The organism is Pseudomonas parafulva (genome assembly GCF_002021815.1).
Classification (GTDB): Bacteria; Pseudomonadota; Gammaproteobacteria; order Pseudomonadales; family Pseudomonadaceae; genus Aquipseudomonas; species Aquipseudomonas parafulva_B.
Genome location: NZ_CP019952.1, coordinates 2,413,573 through 2,433,693 on the forward strand (window position 1 = coordinate 2,413,573; position 20,121 = coordinate 2,433,693).

The 20,121-nt window shown below is 63.8% G+C and carries 19 protein-coding genes and 1 riboswitch; of the genes, 10 read left to right on the plus strand and 9 right to left on the minus strand.

Annotation, left to right across the window (positions count from 1 at the left end):
- Window positions 1-71 precede the first annotated feature (71 nt).
- On the minus strand, window positions 72-542 hold the full coding sequence (locus B2J77_RS10955) for a sterol desaturase family protein (protein ID WP_058639263.1): 471 nt from the start codon (window positions 540-542) through the stop codon (window positions 72-74).
- A gap of 397 nt (window positions 543-939) precedes the next feature.
- Here B2J77_RS10955 and B2J77_RS10960 point away from each other — a divergent pair, with 397 nt between their 5' ends.
- Window positions 940-1,635, plus strand: coding sequence for an MgtC/SapB family protein (locus B2J77_RS10960; RefSeq protein WP_058604574.1), 696 nt, complete (start codon window positions 940-942; stop codon window positions 1,633-1,635).
- A gap of 49 nt (window positions 1,636-1,684) precedes the next feature.
- Here B2J77_RS10960 and B2J77_RS10965 read toward each other — a convergent pair whose 3' ends face one another.
- A complete protein-coding gene (locus B2J77_RS10965) occupies window positions 1,685-3,232 on the minus strand; it encodes a sensor domain-containing diguanylate cyclase (RefSeq protein ID WP_078478632.1) in 1,548 nt (515 codons plus the stop codon).
- A gap of 140 nt (window positions 3,233-3,372) precedes the next feature.
- Here B2J77_RS10965 and B2J77_RS10970 point away from each other — a divergent pair, with 140 nt between their 5' ends.
- Together B2J77_RS10970 and B2J77_RS10975 are read left to right on the plus strand one after the other, a co-directional pair.
- Entirely contained in the window at window positions 3,373-3,873 is a 501-nt protein-coding gene (locus tag B2J77_RS10970) for a DUF4142 domain-containing protein (protein ID WP_078478633.1), read from the plus strand.
- Between the two features lie 7 nt (window positions 3,874-3,880).
- On the plus strand, window positions 3,881-4,150 hold the full coding sequence (locus tag B2J77_RS10975) for a hypothetical protein (protein ID WP_058604664.1): 270 nt from the start codon (window positions 3,881-3,883) through the stop codon (window positions 4,148-4,150).
- Window positions 4,151-4,250: 100 nt separating this feature from the next.
- Here B2J77_RS10975 and B2J77_RS21655 read toward each other — a convergent pair whose 3' ends face one another.
- Together B2J77_RS21655 and B2J77_RS10980 are read right to left on the minus strand one after the other, a co-directional pair.
- Window positions 4,251-4,421: a DUF6021 family protein gene (locus B2J77_RS21655; RefSeq protein ID WP_196125528.1), complete on the minus strand. Its 171-nt coding sequence runs from the start codon at window positions 4,419-4,421 to the stop codon at window positions 4,251-4,253.
- A gap of 53 nt (window positions 4,422-4,474) precedes the next feature.
- Entirely contained in the window at window positions 4,475-5,464 is a 990-nt protein-coding gene (locus B2J77_RS10980) for a DNA-binding protein (RefSeq protein ID WP_078478634.1), read from the minus strand.
- 259 nt (window positions 5,465-5,723) lie between these two features.
- Between B2J77_RS10980 and B2J77_RS10985 the strand changes: the two genes are divergently transcribed.
- The 3 genes from B2J77_RS10985 to B2J77_RS10995 all read left to right on the plus strand — a co-directional run bounded on the left by B2J77_RS10985 (window position 5,724) and on the right by B2J77_RS10995 (window position 8,372).
- Entirely contained in the window at window positions 5,724-6,329 is a 606-nt protein-coding gene (locus tag B2J77_RS10985) for a helix-turn-helix transcriptional regulator (protein ID WP_058639260.1), read from the plus strand.
- Between the two features lie 103 nt (window positions 6,330-6,432).
- Window positions 6,433-7,428, plus strand: a complete 996-nt coding sequence (locus tag B2J77_RS10990; protein WP_078478635.1) for a threonine/serine dehydratase — start codon at window positions 6,433-6,435, stop codon at window positions 7,426-7,428.
- Window positions 7,425-8,372, plus strand: a complete 948-nt coding sequence (locus B2J77_RS10995) for an ornithine cyclodeaminase family protein (RefSeq protein WP_058639258.1) — start codon at window positions 7,425-7,427, stop codon at window positions 8,370-8,372. The genes B2J77_RS10990 and B2J77_RS10995 overlap by 4 nt, the downstream gene beginning before the upstream one ends.
- Window positions 8,373-8,383: 11 nt before the next feature.
- Here the strand turns inward: B2J77_RS10995 and codA are convergent, their stop codons facing one another.
- The 3 genes from codA to B2J77_RS11010 form a co-directional block, all read right to left on the minus strand.
- Window positions 8,384-9,625, minus strand: a complete 1,242-nt coding sequence (gene codA, locus B2J77_RS11000; protein ID WP_058639257.1) for a cytosine deaminase — start codon at window positions 9,623-9,625, stop codon at window positions 8,384-8,386.
- 138 nt (window positions 9,626-9,763) lie between these two features.
- Window positions 9,764-10,426 (minus strand): thiaminase II, encoded by a 663-nt coding sequence (gene tenA / locus B2J77_RS11005; RefSeq protein WP_078478636.1) that lies wholly within the window; start codon window positions 10,424-10,426, stop codon window positions 9,764-9,766.
- Window positions 10,423-11,070 carry a TenA family protein gene (locus B2J77_RS11010; RefSeq protein WP_078478637.1) on the minus strand — a complete coding sequence of 216 codons (648 nt, stop codon included), beginning with the start codon at window positions 11,068-11,070 and terminating at the stop codon, window positions 10,423-10,425. The genes tenA and B2J77_RS11010 overlap by 4 nt, the downstream gene beginning before the upstream one ends.
- Window positions 11,071-11,152: 82 nt before the next feature.
- A riboswitch (TPP riboswitch) is annotated at window positions 11,153-11,269 on the minus strand.
- A 134-nt stretch (window positions 11,270-11,403) separates the two neighbouring features.
- Here B2J77_RS11010 and B2J77_RS11015 point away from each other — a divergent pair.
- On the plus strand, window positions 11,404-13,491 hold the full coding sequence (locus B2J77_RS11015; RefSeq protein ID WP_078478638.1) for a putative bifunctional diguanylate cyclase/phosphodiesterase: 2,088 nt from the start codon (window positions 11,404-11,406) through the stop codon (window positions 13,489-13,491).
- Between the two features lie 61 nt (window positions 13,492-13,552).
- A complete protein-coding gene (locus B2J77_RS11020) occupies window positions 13,553-14,539 on the plus strand; it encodes a site-specific integrase (RefSeq protein ID WP_153302505.1) in 987 nt (328 codons plus the stop codon).
- An 18-nt stretch (window positions 14,540-14,557) separates the two neighbouring features.
- Here B2J77_RS11020 and B2J77_RS11025 read toward each other — a convergent pair whose 3' ends face one another.
- Both B2J77_RS11025 and B2J77_RS11030 read right to left on the minus strand, forming a co-directional pair.
- Window positions 14,558-15,697 (minus strand): glycerate kinase, encoded by a 1,140-nt coding sequence (locus B2J77_RS11025; RefSeq protein ID WP_078478640.1) that lies wholly within the window; start codon window positions 15,695-15,697, stop codon window positions 14,558-14,560.
- A 132-nt stretch (window positions 15,698-15,829) separates the two neighbouring features.
- Entirely contained in the window at window positions 15,830-16,927 is a 1,098-nt protein-coding gene (locus tag B2J77_RS11030; protein WP_078478641.1) for a sugar diacid recognition domain-containing protein, read from the minus strand.
- Window positions 16,928-17,088: 161 nt separating this feature from the next.
- Between B2J77_RS11030 and B2J77_RS11035 the strand changes: the two genes are divergently transcribed.
- The gene (locus B2J77_RS11035; RefSeq protein WP_078478642.1) at window positions 17,089-18,417 is read left to right on the plus strand and encodes an MFS transporter; all 1,329 of its coding nucleotides are present in this window, start codon (window positions 17,089-17,091) and stop codon (window positions 18,415-18,417) included.
- A 164-nt stretch (window positions 18,418-18,581) separates the two neighbouring features.
- Window positions 18,582-20,102 carry an FAD-dependent oxidoreductase gene (locus tag B2J77_RS11040; protein ID WP_078478643.1) on the plus strand — a complete coding sequence of 507 codons (1,521 nt, stop codon included), beginning with the start codon at window positions 18,582-18,584 and terminating at the stop codon, window positions 20,100-20,102.
- Window positions 20,103-20,121: the final 19 nt, after the last annotated feature.

Genomic DNA, 20,121 nt, shown 5'->3' on the forward strand with positions numbered 1-20,121 from the left:
TGCAATGTATGCCGGGCAGGCAGGGTGGTGGAGGCAACCCGATCAGCAAAGGCGTCTGTGCGCTTGAGACCTCAGAGACCAGAGCCCCTGTTGCGCCGCAGCTCGCGCACCAGCCGCTTTAACGGGGGCGCGTAGAAAAAACCGAACGACACGCTACCCTTGCGCCCTTTGACGGCGTGGTGCAGCCGATGCGCGCGGTGCAGGCGCGTCAGGTAGCGCCCCACCGGGCGCACCGTGCGGGGCCAGTGACGGTGAAAAAAGCCATCATGCGCAATCACGTACAGCGCGCCGTAAGCCGCCACCCCGCCTCCGACCCACTGCAGTGGCGCATGCCCGGCTTTGCCGACCGCCACCAGTGCCAGCGAAATCACCGCCAGTGCCAGCAGGTACACGTCGTTGGTTTCGAGCATGCCCAGCTGGGGTTCGTGGTGCGAGCGATGCAGCCACCAGCCCCAGCCATGCATGATGTACTTGTGCGCCAAGGTGCCGACACCCTCCATGGCCACCAGTGTGCCAAGCAGGACGAGGATATTGAACAGCATGGATCAGCCCGCAACGGTTCAGAAAAGGCAAAAGGTTAACCATTGGCCGTGAATTTTTCCATCGTACCGGCAGGCTTGTCAGGCATTTGCGGATGAAGCCATTGTCATGTTTTTACCCTTGACCTGATTGAGGGTCGGGCTTATCGTCCGCGCCGCACTTTTGCATTCACCAATAGGAGCCCTGCATTGGACACTAGCCCCAGTCGCTTGCGACAGGCCCACGCGGCGCGCTAGCCCGGCAGTCTCCCACGCTGCCTGGCCGAGTTGCCGAGGCAGCCGATGCACAGCATCGCCCCCTCCTTCCCCCCTGTGGTCCTTTCGCATCTCTGGTTTTTACCACCGCGCTTTCTTGAGTGATGGCGTTAGAGCGGGCCTGGGCCCGTGGAAGAGGTTCGTAATGGATTGGAAAGTATTTCTGCTGCGTGTCAGCACCGCCCTGCTGCTGGGGGCTTTGATCGGCGCCGAACGCCAATTGCGTCAGCGCTTGACTGGCCTGCGCACCAACGGCCTGGTCAGTACGGGTGCCTGTCTCTTTGTACTGATGACCCAGGCGGTTCCAGGCATGGCGCCTACCGACGCCTCCCGGGTGGCGGCGTATGTGGTGTCGGGTATCGGTTTCCTGGGCGGCGGCGTCATCATGCGTGACGGCTTCAATGTGCGGGGGCTGAACACCGCGGCAACGCTGTGGTGCACCGCTGCCATCGGCGTGCTGTGCAGCCTGGGGCTGCTGCTCGAAGCAGCCCTGGGCGCGGTGGTCGTGCTGTGCGCCAACATCTTGCTAAGGGATATCGCCCAACGCCTGGACCGCCAGGAGGTGGTGCCCGCCACGGAGGTAGAACAGCAGTTCGAGGTGCGTATTGTCTGTCGAGCCCAGGATGAGATTCAGGTACGCAGCTTGATGCTGCATAGCCTCGGCGAGCCTGAACTGCGCCTGCAGTCCTTGCACAGCGAGGACTTGCCAGACCCGGCCCGCCTGGAAGTGCGTGCCCAGTTGCTGGGTACCTCACAGGCGCCCGCCCAGTTGGAGCGGCTGGTCAGCCGGGTCAGCCTGGAGAAGGGCGTCAGTTCGGTACGTTGGCAACTTCAGGCATGAAGTCGATGCCCGCCAGGGCTAGGCGGGCTGCCTGCATCCCATGCGGTTCTCAAGGGTCAGCGACCGCGTAGCGGTCCCGTCCCTGGCGCTTGGCTTCATACAGTGCCGCATCTGCGGCTTCGAGCAGTTGCTGTGGACTCTGTTCACTGCGCGTGGGTTCTGCCACCGCAATACCCGCACTGAACGAGACGATCCCCAGTGGACTGCCCGCATGCACCAGCATCTCCTTGCGCAGAGCTTGCTGCAGCGTCTCGACAAACGCCTTCGCTCCGCGTACATCCGTGTCGGGTAACAGCAAGGTAAACTCCTCGCCCCCGTAGCGTACGGCCAGATCTGCCGGACGCTGCGCGGCTTGGCGCAGCAGTTCGCCGAAGCGTTGCAAGCACTGATCGCCTGCCGCATGTCCGTAACGGTCGTTGTAGGCCTTGAAATGATCCAGGTCGAGCATCACCACGCACACCGGATACGCCTGGCGCCGAGCCCGGCGCAGCTCGGGCTCGAACACCGCGTCCAGCCTGCGACGATTACCCAATCCGGTCAGGCTGTCGGTCAAGGCAAGGGTCTTGAGGGTCTGGTGGGCCTGGTGCAAGGCGCGCTCGATCACGATGCGTTCGCGCACCTGGCGCAGGACCACCCAACCGAACAACGCAAGGACCATGACCAGCACCAGTAACACCACCAGCGATTTGATCGCATCCTGGCGCCAGGGGGCGATGATTGACTCGCGTGACAGGCCCGCTTCGACCACCAGCGGGTAGCTGGCCAAGGCTCGGTAAGCGTACAGGCGCGGTGTACCATCGACGACGGCCACCGCTTCGACCAACCCTTGGGCTGCATAGGGTAAGTGGTGCTTGAAAATATCGCTGTTGGCCAGGTTACGCTCAAGCAGCGGTTCCACGAATGGGCGCCGCACCAGGATCGTACCGTCGCGCTTGGCCAGCACCAGCGCACCACGTTCGTCGATCTTGAATTCGCCGTAGTAACGCACGAACCAGTCGACCTTGATGGTCCCAAGCAGTACGCCCGCAAAACGCCCATCCGGATAATTCAGGCGCCGAGAAATGGGTACGATCAGATCGCCCGTCGAGCGGCTGCGTACCACTGCACCGATGCGAATGGCGCTATCGGGATGGTCGCGGTGGTAGATGAAGTAATCACGGTCGCCATTGTTAGCGGCCGGCGGCGTTGCCGAGCGGTCCGTGACGAGCCAGCGACCATGGCTGTCGTAGATGAACAGGCCGTGGAGCTGAGGGATGATGCGCACCTGTTGGCTGAGCAACCCATGCATGCGTTTGCGATCCAAGTGCTCGAACCCATCGCCTTGCACGCGCTCCACCAGCGCCGCACTGATGGAATCGACCTGGCGAATGGCATCCTCGGCATGCTGGGCGGTGGCCTGGGCCAGATTGGTCACCATGTTCGCGGCATTGTGGAACGCGTCCCGGTAATCACGCCAGATTCGCCAGCCCTCAACGGCTGCGAACGTGGTCATGACCACCAGCATGAACGCCAGCACCAGGCGAAACAGGGCTACCGCTCGTCCCTGGCCCGCCAGCGCAAGGGCTCTTTCTTCATCGGTCTGCCTGGCGCTTCGCATGCACATCCCCTGCACGTGCTTGGTCAACGCTGTTGACCACTGCCACACCCTGTTGATGCAAAAAAGATGAAACCTTTGGCCTGCGCGCGCCCTCAACAGTACGCGACACTGATGTCGCGCCATCGTTTAAGGAGTGAAACATGAGCAATCTCTTCGTCAAGCGCGTCGGCCTTTCCATGGTGCTGGGCATGGCCTCGGTTCACGCCTTTGCTGCCAGCTCGGACGACTTCGTAGACGCGGCTACCGAAGCCGGCATCGCAGAGATCGTGACCGGCAACCTTGCTTTGGAAAAAAGCCAGAACGCCGAGATCAAGACCTTTGCCCAGCACATGGTGACCGACCACACCAAGGCCAACCAGGAGCTGGCAGAAATTGCCAAGAAGCTGGACATCTCGGTGCCCGATGATGCGGCCATCACCGACAAGGTGAAAAAAGTGATTCTGGAATGGCGTGACGAGTCCTTCGACAAGTCTTACGTGAACAATCAGGTCGATGCTCACGAGAAGACCGTCGAACTGTTCAAGAAAGAAGCCACTTCTTCTGACAAGGCTGAGCTCAAGGCATTCGCTGCCAAGACCCTGCCAACCCTTGAGAAACACCTGCAAGAAGCCAAGGCACTGCAAACCCAGCATGGCAAGTGAGGCGCGCATGAGTAACGACGCACTGAAAAGCGAAATCCTGACCCGACTCAACCATGCTCACCCCCATGGTCTGGGCAAGGAACTGCTGGACAACTACCGCGGTGAAAAAGCTGTGGCCGGCATGCTTAAATCGCTGCAGGACGATGGCCTGATCCACGACGGTAGCGTAAGTGTGGATGCTGAACATGAGATGACGCTCAACTACCCGATCAAGCTCTCTGCCAAGGGTGTCGAGGCGGCCAAGCAGGCTGAAGTGGAAAAACAGGCACAAGCCTGACGTCCGCTGGTCAGCACGGGCAAAGTCCACCCTGACCTTGATGCTGGATAAAAAAGGCCCTGATCGTATCGATCAGGGCCTTTTGCTTGGTGCGTGCCCTTCAGGTGTCTTTCTCTACATCCCTTGGTGGTTTGGCGGGGCCTTGGGGGTCTACCTGAGGATCATCGAGGTCGGGAGAATCAGGGTCAAAGCCAAGATCATCCGGTTTATCGGCTTCGTCGGTCGAGTGAGGTCCGTGCTGCGTGCCGTGGGTTGTGCCTCGTTCGCTCATGCGGTCTTCTCCAAATGGCTGTCTAGGGAAGAAAGCCGTTGCGCCAGAAAGTTTTATTTATCTTCTCCATCCCTTAGCTGATCCTGACACAGGCGCAACGACGCCTGGTTCTCTGTCAGCTCCCGCTCCAGCGTCTCAAGCTTTAGCGCCTGATCCCGGCACGAGACCTTGCTGTCCTCCAGCGCTTTGGCCTGCATAGCCAATTGGCGGCGCAGCTCGTCGCTGCTCCCCTGGGCCTGTGCCAGCATCGTGCGCAAGCCCTGGATCTGGGCGTCGCGCTGCTCTAGCAGCTGTTCCTGAGCCCGCCGTTCGCTGCTCGCCTGGCGATTCTCCCCAAGCAGACGCTCGTTATCACGGTGCAGGCGAGTGAGCTCGTCCTGCTTGACGATCATGGCCTGCTGTAACTGCCGTACTTCGACCTGCATCTGCTGCAACTGAGCTTCGTGACGACGCTGCTCGTGTTCGCGCTGCTCGCGACTGGCCGTGCGGTAGTGCTCAAGCGCATCGCGGGCGTGTCGGTGCTTGTCTTCCAGGGATTTGACCTGCTCATCCTTATCCGCCAGGCGTACTTGCAGTTCCCCCAGGGACTGGTTGAGGCTGGCGCTGCGCAGCTGCTCAGCCTGTAGCGTGCTTAGCGTGCTGTTGAGTTTCTCTGACTCCTCACGCAAGGCCGCTGCATCGATTTCGTGCTGTTGGTCAGCCGCTGCAAGCGCCTGCTCAGCTGCCGCCAAGGCCGCTTCGAGCGCCTCGCGCTGCTCGGTGAAGACGCTTTCTGCCCGCTCGATCACCAAATCCGCTTCGTCTTGCAGTTGCGTCGCCAACTGACCTACCAGGCGACTCAATACCTCACTGATCGGCGCGCCGCCTTCGGAGGGCATTGGCTGCTGTCCGTTGAGCTCCTTGAGGTAGCGGTGAATGGTGGTTTTCGAGCCTGTATTGCCCAGCTCGATGCGGATGGCATCGATGCTGGGGTTCTCCCCTCTTGCAATCAGGGCCTGCCTGGCCTGTTGCACAACCACCTTGTTGATGCCGCCACGTGCCATGCATGCTCCTACGATTTCGTAATGTTGTACGTACTATGTAATTACGTACCAATTCTGCTGGTTCCGAACTGCTAAAACAAGTGAAATCTCACATGGAATAATCACGGCTTATCGAATGTTAGGCCGATTTTGAGCCGGTTCTGGTCGCCACCAGCCCGTCTCAGCGTGTACAGGGTGGTTGATCGGCATACGGCGCCTTGTGCGAGGAGGCATTCGAGAGCCAACATAAGCGCCTCCTTAGAATGCACAGTGGCCCCGCATGTCGCTCGAGAACTACCAGGCAATCGCCGAAAGCATTGCCCTGTTGCTGTATCCCCATGCCGAAGTCGTCGTCCATGACCTGCGCACCCAGACGGTGGTGCATATCGCCAACAACATCTCCAAGCGCAGCCTGGGAGATGACTCGGCCATTGCCGAGGACCTGGACGATCTGCTCGGCGGCGCCAAGTTGGGCCCATATGAGAAGTTGAACTGGAACGGTCAGAAGGTGCGCTCCATCAGTACGGTCTTGCGCGATGAGCAGGGTGATGCTCGGCACCTGATGTGCATCAACCTGGACCTGTCGGTGCTCGAAAACGCCCGTCATGCGCTGGAGGCGTTCTTTCAAATGGGTCGCCTGGTCGAGCAGCCTCAGGCGCTGTTTCGCGATGACTGGCAGGAGCGCATCAATACCTTCATGCATGCTTGGCTCAAGGCGCGCCATTTGTCTCTGCAGACAATGCAGATGGGCGACAAGCGCAGTCTGGTGCAAGCGTTGCATGCCGAGGGTGCGTTCGAAGGCCGAAGCGGCGTGGACTATGTGGCCAATGTGCTGAACATGGGGCGTGCGACGGTTTACAAATACCTCAAGGCGCTCAAGGGATGACGATTTTGAGCGCCAGGACTGACCCAGGCTGAAAGAAGTGTTTGCACGAGCATGGACAATACGTCTACCGTAGACACTAATTCCATACGGAGCCTTATGCGCCATGTCTGACCTTGCACCGCCAACCGTCTGCGAACCCGACCTCAACGCTCTGTTCGAGGCGATCAAGCACGCTCATGCCGCTTTGCGGCCAGCCGTACGCACAACCCCGCTGACGCGCAGCCAGCACCTGTCAGCAACCACCGGCGTGGACGTATGGCTCAAGTGCGAACACCTGCAACCTACCGGTTCATTCAAGTTTCGCGGGGCCAGCAATAAAGTCAGGCTTTTGCCTGTGAGTGCACGTGAGCATGGCGTCATCGCCGCCTCGTCTGGCAACCATGGCCAGGCGCTGGCCCTGGCCGGCAAAACCGCCGGGGTTCCGGTGACCCTTTACACCACCACTACGGCGTCAACCTATAAGGTCGAAGCCATGCGTAACCTCGGCGCTGAAGTGATCTGCCTGCCGACCGATCCCTTGAGCGCGGAGCTGGAAGCGGCCAGGCAAGCCCAGGCCAAGGGCGTGCCCTTCATATCGCCCTACAACGATCTGCAGGTGATCGCCGGCCAGGGCACCATCGGCATGGAACTGTTCGAGCAGGCGCCAGACCTGGACGCCGTATTCGTCGCGGTGGGTGGTGGCGGCATGATCGCCGGCATTGGCGCTGCCCTGCGTACCCTGGCACCGGGTGTCGACATCATCGGCTGCTGGCCCGAGAACGACCCGGCCCTTGAGCAGTCGCTCAAGGCCGGCAGGATCATCGACGTACCTGCCAGTCCCACGCTGTCCGACGGCACGGCAGGCGGCGTCGAGCCAGGCGCCATCACCCTGCCCCTGTGCCAGGCCTTGCTCACCGATACTGTATTGGTCAGCGAAGCGCAAATACGCGCCGCCATGCGCGACATCGCCAGCAGCGAGCGGTGGATCATCGAAGGCGCGGCAGCTGTCGCAGTGGCCGCCATGAAAAAATGCGCGGACCGGTACCAAGGCAAACGCGTAGCTGTGGTGCTGTGTGGGCGGAACATTGCCCTGGATACCTTCCTTGAGGCCGTCAAATGAAGCTGATCACCAAGCCTCAGATCCTCGCGAGCCTCGACACCGAGCGGGCGCTCAGCGCCATCGAAGAGGGCTTTATCGCCTATTCCGCTGGCAACGTTCAGGTACCGCCTGTGCAGGCGTTTACCTTCGCCGAGACCAACGGGGATTGCTGCATCAAGTCTGCCTACAAAGTGGGCAGCCCCACCTTTACCGTCAAGGTGTCCACCGGCTTTTATGACAACCCGTCCAACGGTTTGCCCAGCAACGACGGGCTGATGATGGTGTTCTCGGCCCACACCGGCCAGCCGCTGGCCCTGCTCCAGGACCAAGGCTGGCTCACGGCGATGCGCACGGCACTGGCGGGACGGATCGCGGCCCGGCTGCTCGCGCCCTCACAGGTCAAGGCCATCGGCATCCTGGGCACAGGCATGCAGGCCAGCATGCAATTGGAGCAGTTGCGCAGCGTCACCGACTGCCGCCAGGTGATCGTCTGGGGGCGTCACGCCGAAGGACTAGGCGCTTACGTGACGATGGCGCGGGATCTTGGTTTTACCGTGCGCAGTACACACGACGCCGCGGAACTGGCGGGCCTTGCCAACCTCATCGTCAGCGCCACACCTTCGCGCGAGCCGCTGTTGCAGGCGCACTGGATACAACCGGGCACTCACATCACCGCTGTCGGTGCGGATGGCCCTGGCAAGCAAGAGCTGGACCCTGGGCTGGTCGCCAGGGCCGACCGCTTGGTCGTCGACTCGATCACCCAGTGCGCCCAATATGGCGAAGTGTCCCATGCGATCGGCAAAGGCCTGGTGACCGCAAACCAACTGGTCGAACTTGGCGCGCTGCTGGCAAGCCGAGCCCATGGCCGGGAGTCCGACGACCAGATCACGTTGGCTGACCTGACCGGCGTTGCCGTTCAGGATGCGCAGATCGCCGATTGTGTGCTGGCGGCCATCGGCGCCTGAAAGCGCCGGATTCAGAACTCGCGTTGTACCTGCGCAGGCCGGCGCCGCATCAGTACTTTTCCGTTGCGCACCGACACCAGCGCGTGGCCCTGGCTGCGCACCATCTCGTAGTCGTCCGGGGCCGAGAGCAGCAGCAGGTTCGCAGGGCGACCGGTCTCGATGCCATAGCGCTCACCCAGGTTCAAGGCGCGGGCACTGTTGTCGGTGATCAGGTCCAGGCAGCGCTGCAGGTCCTGATAGCCCAGCATGTGGCAAATGTGCAGGCCCGCCTCGAGCACGCGCAGGATATTGCCGTTGCCCAGGGGGTACCACGGATCGACGATCGAGTCCTGGCCGAAGCACACGTTCATGCCAGCACGGTCGAGTTCGGCGACACGGGTGACCCCACGGCGCTTCGGATAGGTATCAAAGCGCCCTTGCAGATGAATGCTCTCGGTAGGGCATGACACGAAGTTGATGCCGGACAGCTTCAACAGCCGAAACAGCTTCGAGCAGTAGGCATTGTCGTACGAACCCATGGCCACCGTGTGGCTGGCGGTCACCCTCGCCCCCATCTGCCGAACCCGAGCGTGTTCGGCCAGTACTTCCAGGAACCGTGACTGCGGATCGTCCGTCTCGTCGCAGTGCACGTCCACCAGGCAGCCGGTGCGTTCTGCCAAATCCATCAGGAACTGGATCGACGCCACACCCTGTTCACGGGTGTTCTCGAAATGGGGAATGCCGCCCACCACATCGGCGCCGATGGCCACCGCCTCGGTCATCAATGCGCGGCCATCGGGGTACGATTCGATACCCTCCTGGGGAAAGGCAACGATCTGCAAGTCGACCAGATCACGCACTTCATCGCGCACCTCGACCATGGCCTTGAGTGCCACCAGGCCCGGCTCGGTTACATCTACATGGGTGCGCACATGCTGGATGCCGTGATCGACCAGCATGTCGAGGGTGGTCTTGGCCCGGGTCTTGATGTCCTCATGGGTGGTGCTCTGCTTGCGCTGGGCCCAGCGCTCGATCCCCTCGAACAGCGTGCCGCTCATGTTCCACTCAGGCTGCCCGGCCGTCAGGGTCGCGTCGAGGTGGATGTGCGGCTCGACGAAAGGGGGGACCACCAGGTTCTGGGCGGCATCCAGATCGGCGCCGGCCACGGGCAGCACACCCTCGTTCTGCGCAGTGATCGCGCCAATGCGCTGACCGGCCAGTTCGATGCGGTACAGGCCAGGCTTGCCACGCAGCCGTGCGTTGATGATGTTCATGCTGTCCTTCCTCGTCCTGGATCGTCTTCGAGCGCTGCGGGCCAGTTGCGGCGATCATCCGCGTGCCCCCTTTTCCACTACAGCTTGCCAGCCAACAGCACACGGGGATAGTGGCGATCCAGGCATGCGGCTGCCCAGTCACGCCATGTCCAGCCCCATCTGCCAGAAATCGGCCTCCAGCCCCGAGGCCTGGGCAAAGATCGCGGCCAGTTCGGCAAACCGCTGATCCGTCATGCTGCGCGCCGCCAACGAATCCAGGTGCGTGCGTGCAGCTGCTGCGACGGCCTGGTAGCCGGCACCGGCGTATTCGCCGATCCACTCGCGATAGGGATGCGCGTTCAGATTGCCGATGCGTGCGGCCAGGGACTGCCCGATCTCGGCGTAGCCGATCACGCAGGGCGCCAGCGCCACGTGCAACTCCAGCAAGTCGCCAGCGGCACCGCAGTCCAGTACATACCGGGTGTACGCCACGGTGGCCGGGTGCTCGGGGGCCGCCTCGATGTCAGCCTGGCTCAGCCCCCAGCGTGCGCATAGACGCACGTGCAGGTCGGTTTCGTCGAGGATCGCCGCCAGCCCCGCCTGTGCGGCACGGATATCGGCCGGTCGCCTGCTCTTGTACGCCGCCAACGCCCAGGCGCGGGCAAACTGAATGAGGAAGAGATAGTCCTGCACCAGATAGGACCGAAAAGCGGCTTCGCTCAACGTGCCATCGCCCATCTGCTGCACGAAGGCATGGTCGACGTAACCGCGCCACTGCGGTGCAGCGGCCTGCTTGAGCCGATCAAAGATGTCCATGTTCATTCCGCCTCCGGGTAGATGGCGTCGAAGAAGGCCAACTCCAACGCGACGGTGCGCTGGTGAAAGTCCTGCGCCACCGCGGCATGCAGAGGGCCGACGCGGTCCAGTTCGGCGTGCAGGAACGCCACGAACGCCTGGAAATCCGGATTGTCGTGCAAGGTGATCCATTCAGCGTGGATGAAACGCGACGGCAGGGGTTTGGGCGCGCGCAGCGCCCAGTCCAGGTAAAGGCCTTCGGCGACGCTCAGCACTGCCAGCGCGGCGGCGTACGAGCGGGTGGCAGCCGCTTCGCGCATGATGGCTTTGAACGCCGCCGTGGGCACCGTGTCCATCGGCTCATCACGCTGCGCCGGGCTGACACCCAGCGCCTGGAACGCCCGCAGGAAGTAAGTGTTCTCCTCGCTGCTGATCATGCCCGCGAATCGCCCCAGGCGCAGGCGCGCCTCGAAGGTGTCGGCCGTGGCGATGGCGGCGCCCAGCAACATCAGGAAGCTGTCCAGGAAGCGATGATCCTGGACCAGGTAGTCGACCATGATGGGATCAGGCAGGCTGCCGTCACACAGTTGGATCACGAAACGATGGCCGGTGGCGGCGGCCCATGTCGTCTCGCTCTGGCGGCGCAGGGTCTGGGTGAAACCTTCGGTCATGGCGCTGTCCTTGGTGAGGGTGACAGCGAGACCTGGGCAATGGTCATGAATCGGGTCTCGCCTTGAGACCGGCGGGAAGGCAGGCGGTATAGCACCCCATCCCTTCGCCGGCATTATCCGGATCAGGTTCGAAGGGTCACCGCGCTGCACCTGGCTCAGCGGTTTCTCAGCCCGTTATCGGGCTCCCCTTGGTAGCGGCAAGGTATACCCGACTTGACCCGCCGCTGTCATCTTTGGTTCAGCCATCACTACAGGCTATTTGCCACCAGTCATGGCGCTGTCATGTTGCTGCCGTAATGTCCGGGCCTCACACAAGGCCGGGAAACACTGCAATTGATACGACGTTCACTTTCCTCGGCGACCTTGCTCAGGCTGCTGATCCTGCTGCTGTGCGCTGCTACGCTGACCTTTCTGTGGGGGGTGCATGTTGCTCAGAAAGCAACCGCTCGCCAGGATGCTCTGACCAACCGTGGCAACGAACATCAGCGGCTGGCCAACGTGCTCGCCGAAAACGTCAGCCAATGGCTCGAGCGTGCGCACGCCGCTGCCGAGGGCACAGCGTGTGCGACCTCCTCCCCGGTCCTCATGCCCGTGCCTGAGCAGCCCGAGGGATGCGATACGTTGGTTGCAGTGCAGCTTGCCGCCCACCCCTTGGCGCAATTGCTGCAACAGGTGGATCTGGGCGATTCTACCCGCGTGAGTGTGTTGCAGGCCGACGGGACGGAACGCCTGCGCCTCGGTAATCGCGGCTTGTTGCCGATCACACCTGCCTTGCAGCCGGCACTGCCAACCGATGGCACCCCTGCGGGCGTGCTGACCCAGTACTTGGAAGGTGATCCTTACCAGAGCGTCTTCAGGCATCGGCCCGAGCACGGTTTTACCCTTGTCATCAGCCAGCGCGAGAACGAGATCACCGGGCCCATCGACGCGGCCTGTGCCCGGCAGTTCTGGCTGACACTGGGCATGACACTGATGATCCTGGCCAGCCTGGCCTGGACCCTGCGCCTGCTGCGCAAGCGCCAGGAAGCCTTCACGGCGCTGGAACACGCCCAGCAGATCAACCAGCAACTGATTGGGCGCCTGGAAGATGCACACCGGCGCAGCAGTCATGCCGCCGCTACCGATCATCTCAGCGGCCTGCACAACCGCCGTCAATTCGTCGAAGTGGCAGGTGCCGCGCTCGTCCATCAGCGTGGCAGGCGGCAACTGGTGGCCATCCTCTTCATCGACATGGACCGTTTCAAGTCCATCAATGATTCGCTGGGCCATAAAGTCGGTGACCTGTTGCTGCAGGCTGTGGCCGGCCGTATCCAGCGCTTGCTCGAACCGGGCGATGAAGCCTCGCGCTTTGGCGGCGATGAGTTCGTCGTACTGCTCGCAGGCGAGCGCAGCGAGGAGCAGATCGATGCTTGGGTACGCGAACTGGCCCGCAGGCTTTCTGCCACGTATGCCCTGGAAGGACAAGAGGTCAACACCAGTCCCAGTATCGGGGTCAGCATCTGCCCGCGCGATGGCCAGGACATCGACAGCCTGGTGCGCAGCGCCGATGCGGCCATGTATTCGGCCAAGCAGGCCGGCCGCGCGCAGTACCGCTATTTCGACCCCTCCCTGAACGTGGCCGACATCCAGGCATTTTCCTTGGAGCAGGCGTTTGGCGCTGCACTGGCAGGCAGGCAATTCGTCTTGCACTACCAGCCGCAGATCGGCCTTGATGACCACAAGGTCGCAGGCTTTGAAGCGCTTGTACGTTGGCAGCATCCCGAGTTCGGCCTGCTCTACCCCGACCGTTTCATCGCTCTGGCCGAACGCAGCGGCTTCATTGTCGAGTTGGGCTGGGAAGTCCTTCGCCTGGCCTGCGAGGCCTTGTCGGCCTGGCACAGGGAAAGCCGCCAGGTCCGCCTGGCCGTCAACGTGTCTGCCTTGCAGTTGCGTCAGCCTGACTTCACTGTGCGCCTGCTCGACCAACTGAGCGAGCACGGCATTGCCCCCGAGCATCTGGAGCTTGAGATCACCGAAACCACCATCCTCGACCCTGAGGGCCCGGCGATCGCGCATCTACACCGGCTGCGCCAGGCAGGCATCGGGATCAGCCTGGACGACTTTGGCCGAGGCTACGCAGGCTTCGCCCATCTGCATGCACTGCCTCTGAGCAAACTGAAGATTGATCGATCCTTGATCGCCTCGCTGTCCAACAGTCCGGACGACAGCCCCATCGTGGCCTCCACCATCATCCTGGCCAAACGCCTGGGCCTGGTGGTGGTGGCCGAAGGCGTGGAAACCCGCGAGCAGGTCGTGTGCCTGCGCCTGGCGGGGTGCGACGTTGCTCAGGGCTATCATTTCAGCCGGCCCCTGTCCGCCGCGCAGCTGCGTGACTACGTGCCGTTCAAGCATCAGGCGCAGCCCCTGGCCGCGTTGCACTGAAGCGAAGAAGAGCGTGCAAACCCTGGCAAACCCTTGGTACCGACAGGCCTCAAGGTTTAAGGTGGCACCACTGCATCCATCCGCCGACGCCCGCACCATGACCGATATCGAGCGCTACCTGCGCGCCGCCACGCGTGACAACACCCGCCGCAGCTACCAGGCGGCGGTGGATCATTTCGAGACGCAATGGGGCGGTTTTCTGCCGGCCACTGCCGAAAGCATCGCCCGGTACCTGGCCGACCACGCCCAGCAGCATGCGGTCAGTACCCTGCGCCAGCGCCTGGCGGCCCTCAGCCAGTGGCACATCAGCCAAGGCTTCCCCGACCCCACCAAAGCACCAGTGGTGCGCCAGGTCCTGCGCGGCATCCGCACGCTGCATCCCACCCCGCCCAGGCAGGCAGCGCCATTGCTGCTGCAACATGTGCAAACGGCCGTGACCTGCTTCGAGGAGGAAGCCCGCCAAGCCCAGGCGAACCACGACATGGCCGGGCTGCGCCGCGCCCGGCGCGACACGGCGCTGCTGCTGTTGGGGTTCTGGCGTGGCTTTCGCGGCGATGAACTGGCGCGCTTGCGGGTCGAGCACATACAGGCCGAAGCGGGCGTGGGCATCACGCTGTTTGTGCCGCGCAGCAAAGGCGACCGCGAGGCACTTGGCGTGCAGCACCGCACCCCGGCCCTGAAGGCCCTATGCCCGGTAACGGCCTACCTGCAATGGCTGCAGGTGGCCGGCATCGCCCACGGTCCGGTGTTCCGCAAGCTCGACCGCTGGGGCAATCTCGGTGACCAGCCGCTCAACAGCAACAGCCTGGTGGGCCTGCTGCGGCGCATGTTGGCCCGCGCCCAGGTGCCAGCTGCGCTGTATACCGGTCACTCCCTGCGTCGCGGCTTCGCCACCTGGGCCAGCGCCAATGGCTGGGAGCTCAAGTCGCTCATGAGCTACGTAGGCTGGAAGGACGCCAAGTCGGCGCTGCGCTACATCGATTCGACGCAGCGTTTCGGCGACCTGGCCGTGTTGCCCAGCACACCCCTGCCGGTGCTGGCACCCTGAGCTGCGCGCTTCATCTGCTCAGACGCGCTTGACCCAGGCCCAGAGCCGACCGATGTCACAGGCGCGGGCTTGCAGCAGGCGGGAGGTGTCGCGGCAGGCCTGTTCCAACGTCATGGGACCGTCCACCAGCGCAAAGGCGGCATCTACCCCATGGGCGTACAGCTGCTGATAGCCCTCGCCGAGCATGCCCGCCAGCACGACCACCGGCACGCCATGACGCTTGGCGACCCGGGCCACCCCCATCGGCGTCTTGCCGCGCAGGGTCTGGGCATCAAAACGGCCCTCCCCGGTCACCACCAGGTCCGCGTCCCTGACATGGGCTTGCAGGCCGGCCAGTTCGGCCACCACTTCCACGCCGGCCCGGAACTGGGCACCCATGAAGGCCCTGGCCGCAAAGCCCATGCCCCCGGCGGCGCCGCAGCCTGGGTAATCACGCACATCCTGGCCCAGCAAGCGGGCGCAGTGGTCGGCGAAGTGACCGAGCGCCTGGTCGAGGGCCTGAACCTGTTGCGGGCTGGCCCCCTTCTGCGGCCCGAAGATGGCCGATGCGCCCTGGGGGCCGCACAGCGGGTTGTCCACATCAGCCGCCACTTCGAAATTTACGTGCGCCAGGCGCGGGTCCAGCCCGCTGGCATCGATCCGCGCCAGGCCGGCCAGGGCAAGGCCACCCTCGGCCAGTGGCTGATTGTCTGCATCCAGCAGTCGCAGGCCCAAGGCGCGCAGCATGCCACTGCCCGCATCATTGGTGGCACTGCCGCCGATCGCCAGCACGACGCGCTGCGCGCCGGCGTCGAGCGCCGCGGCGACCAGCTCACCGGTGCCCCAGGTGCAACTGCGGCAGGCGTCGCGCTGACCGGTGGGCACCTGTTGCAGGCCGCTGGCCTGCGCCATTTCGATGATTGCGGTGCGGCTCTGGGGCAGCCAGCCCCAGCCCGCCGCCACAGCTGTGCCCAAGGGGCCGCGCACGGTAAGCCGGCGCAGCTCGCCGTCGCTGGCGGCAAGAATGGCCTGCATCGTGCCTTCGCCACCGTCGGCCATGGGGCACTCGATCAACTGGGCGTCGGGCAGTGCTTCGGCCAGGCCAGCAGCGATGGCGCGCGCCACGTCTGCCGCCTCGAGGCTGTCCTTGAACGAGTCAGGCGCGATGACGATCTTCATGATGATTCTCCTGTCCGGGTAGCGGCATGCTGACAGCTGGCCCGCGAAGCGGCGTCGGTCAAATGCACAAACCGCCCGACGGATTGTTTGGGCAGATGCCAGCGCCAGGCGACAGTGCCCAGCCGGCTATGGCTATCGGATGGGCAGCAACTGCAGCCCCAGGTACAAACTGAGCATGCCCTCCAGGCGCATGGGGTCCACCTCGCCCAGCTCGGCGATGCGTTCAAGCCTGTAACGTAGGCTGTTGCGGTGAATACCCAGCGCCTCGGCACACGCCTGGCTCTGACCATCATGGGCACACCAGGCGCGCAGCGTAGCCAGCAATTGCCCACTGCTGTCGCGGGCCTGAATGCGCAGCAACGGCTCGAGCAGTTCGTCCAGCGCCTCATCGTTGCGATGGCGCCAGAGCAAGGCTGGCAGGCGATAGCGCTGCAAGCTCAGCAGCCGTTCCTGGGGCACCACCTCACGCCCATAGGCCAGCAGGTCGCGCACACGCCGGTAGCCGCGGCGCAGCTGCTCAAGACCCTGCGCGGCGGTACCCATGGCCGAGCGCTCCACCGCCCAACCGTGCCGCTCGATGCGCTCGACCAGCCGTGATACCTCCAGCGCCACGCCTGCCGGGCGACACCACAGCAGCGAGTGGCGCGCTGGGCTCACGCACCAACTGTCGGGGTAGCGGCTCATCAGCCAGCCTGCCAGCGCTTCGGCATCGGGCCCGCTGGCCAACTCGAACAGGCAGGGAATGCGTGGTAGCTGCGGTTTCAGGCCCAGTTGGCGTGCCTCGTCCAGCAGCCGTGAGGCGTCGCCGGTCCCGCCCAGCAGCAAGGCCAGCAAATCGTCGCAGCGCTGCTTGCGCCACTGCTGATCGGCCTGCAGGTGACGTTGGGCCAGCAGCATTTCGGCGGTCATGCGCACCAGCTCGGCATACACCCGAACCTGCTGCGGATCACCCGTCAGCCCCAAGACGCCCATCAGGCGGTCGTCGAGCATCAGCGGCAGGTTCACCCCCGGCTGCACCCCCTTCAGGCAGCGTGCCGCCTCCTGGTCGAGCTCCACGTTGCGGCCATTGGCGAGCACCAGCTGGGCGCCTTCGTGCCGTGTGTTGATACGCTCCGGCTCGCCGCTGCCCAGGATCAGGCCCTGGCTGTCCATGACGTTGACGTTGCAGGGCAGAATGGCCATGGCGCGGTCTACGATATCCTGTGCCAGGTCGTGGTCGAGTTCGAACATTCAACGGTCCTTGGGGGCGTGCGGTTGGGCTCGGGCACAGCAGCAAGGCCCATGGCCTGTGCAAAAGCACAAAGACAGCCACGCCGCCGTCCCCGAGACTCGTTCAGGCGAGCGCCGGAACAGGCGACGCGGTGACAACCATAACAACAGAGAACCCGATCATGGCACACAGCCCCGCCCCTGACCAAGGCACGGACACCACCCGCAATGCGCTGTACCGGCGCATCACCTTGCGGCTGATTCCGTTCATTTTCATCTGCTACCTGTTCAACTACCTCGACCGCGTCAACGTCGGCTTCGCCAAGCTGCAGATGCTCGACGCGCTCAAGTTCAGCGAAACCGTCTACGGCCTCGGTGCCGGTATCTTCTTCATCGGCTACGTCCTGTGCGGCCTTCCGAGCAATCTGGCGCTCAACCGCTTCGGCCCACGGCGCTGGATCGCCTTGATGATGATTGCCTGGGGCAGCTTGTCCACCTGTCTGCTGTTCGTGACGACCCCCACCGAGTTCTATGCCCTGCGCCTGCTCACAGGTGCCGCCGAGGCAGGCTTCTTCCCAGGCGTGGTGCTGTACCTCTCGCGCTGGTTCCCCGGTGCGCGCCGTGGCCGCATCATGGCCTTGTTCATGTCCGCGATCCCGGTCTCGGGCCTGTTGGGCAGCCCGTTCTCCGGCTGGATCCTCGAGCATTTTGCAGCCGGGCAACATGGCCTTGCCGGCTGGCAATGGATGTTCCTGATTCAAGGGCTGCCGACCGTTGCGCTCGGCGTGCTGGCGGTGTTCCTGCTCAGCGATGGCTACCAGAAAGCGGCCTGGCTGAGCGATGATGAACGCCGGCTGATCGCCGCCGATCTGCAGGCCGATGCCGACAGCAAGCCGCCCACCACGGGCGACAGCGTTCTGGCCGTGCTGGCCAACCCGCTGATCTGGACCTTCGGCTTCATCTACTTCTGCATCCAGAGCGGTGTGTACGCCATCAACTTCTGGCTGCCTTCGATCATCAAGAACATGGGCTTCGACAACCCCCTGCTCATTGGCTGGTTGAGCGCCATTCCCTACTTGCTGGCCGGGGTTTTCATGATCCTGTGCGGGCGCTCGGCGGACCTTCGCAATGAGCGCCGCTGGCACTTGGTAGTGCCGATGCTGATGGGCGCTGTGGGCCTGCTGATGGCGGTGAATTTCGCGGCTACTCCGGCGATCGCCATCCTGGGCCTGTCCATCGCCACCATGGGCGCCCTCACCGGCCTGCCGATGTTCTGGCCGATGCCCACGGCCTTGCTCAGCGCGGGTGCGGCCGTAGCGGGCCTGGCCCTGATCAACTCGGTCGGCCAAATGGCGGGCTTTCTCAGCCCTTATCTGGTCGGGTTCATCAAGGACCAGACCGGTTCGACCGACGCTGCCCTCTACGCCCTGGCGGCGCTGATCGTGGTGGGTAGCCTGGTGGCCCTGCGCGCCACCCGTACCCTTATGCCCGCACCTGCCACAGCCGACTGACGGTCGCGCCAACGGCGCTTGCTCGCACGGGTCATGCGGTCCCGTGCGAGCAAGGTTGACCACCCCTTGTTCCCTGTACGGCGCTCCAGTCGTCAGCTCGACGCAGCCCGACCTGGCAAATCGGCGTCGAACCCTTCCAGAGGCCCCCCTTTGGAGAATTCACCATGACCGAACACGCCGTGGCCCGCCTGGCCGACCTCGATGAACACACCCCCCTGCGCGTGGAAGCCGGTAGCGAAGAGCTGATCATCGTCCGTCAGGGCGATCAGGTGCGTGCTTTTCAGGGCAACTGCCCTCATGCAGGCGCGCCGCTGGATGAGGGCCGCGTCTGCGGCGGCTTGCTGATTTGCCCATGGCACAAGGCCGCGTTCGCCGTGGACGAGGGGGCCGTGTGCGAGCCCCCTGCCCTGACCGACCTGCGCCGCTACAAGGCCTGGGTCAAGGATGACCAGGTGTGGGTGGACGACCGCCCTCTGCCCAAGGCGCGCCCGCCCCGGCACAGCGATGCGCGGTGTTTCGTGGTGCTGGGGGCCGGTGCGGCAGGCAGTGCCGCCGTGGCCACGTTGCTCCGCCATGGCTTCAACGGCCGCCTGGTGTGGATCGACCAGGAGCGCCAGCCGGCCTACGACCGCACGGCCCTGAGCAAATTCGTGCTCGCAGGCCAGATGGCCCCGGATGAGGTGCCGATGCTGCTGGAGCCTGATGACCTGCGGATGGGGCAACTGGAGCGTCGGCACGCCAAGGTCCGCTCGCTCAACGCCCAGAAACGCCAGCTCCTGATGGCCGACGGCCAACGCATTGACTATGACGCCTGTCTGCTCGCCACGGGCGCCAAGGCCCAGCGCCCGGATATCCCGGGGCGTGACCTGCCTGGCGTCTTCACGCTGCGCGCGCGCGGGGACGCGACGCAACTGCTCGATGCCGTGGAACCGGGCAAGCCGGTCGTGATCGTGGGCGACAGTTTCATCGGCCTGGAAGCGGCCTCGGCGTTGAGCGAATACGGTGCCCAGGTCCATGTAATCGGACGGCACGATGTCCCGCTGGTCAAGCAGCTGGGCGAGCGCATCGGCCGGGCGATTCGTGCCTTGCACGAGCGCAAGGGCGTCACTTTCCATGGCCCGGCCGAGGTGAAGGCGATCGAAGGCGTAGATCAGGTCGAAGCGGTCGTGCTTGGCAGCGGCGAGCGCGTGGACTGCCAGGCGGTGCTGCTGGGAACGGGGGTAGCCCCGGCCACGGCTTTTCTCAATGGGGTGTCGCTGGCCGACGACCATGGCGTGCCGGTCAACGGTGAAATGCAGGTGGCCGAAGGCCTATGGGCGGCGGGTGACATGGCCACCTTCCCACTCGCCGGCCAATCGGTGCGCATCGAACACTGGCGGCTGGCGCAGCAACACGGCGTCATCGCCGCGGCAAACATGCTGGGCCAGCAGCGCCGCTACGCCGACGTGCCGTTTTTCTGGACCTATCACCATGGGCAGCGGTTCGAAGTGCTCGGCCACGCTCGGCAGTGGGACGCCATCACCTTCGTCGGCGCCCCGGAAAGCGGGGATTTCATTGCGCTGCAATGCCTGGCGGATCTGGTACAGGCCGTGGTTGCCAAGGGTTATGCCTCAGCCATGATGCAGCTGTCACAACGCATGAAGCGGCCGCTGACCACCGCCGAGGCCCTCGAACTGATCCACTGAGGTCCCTGGCCGTGCGTCT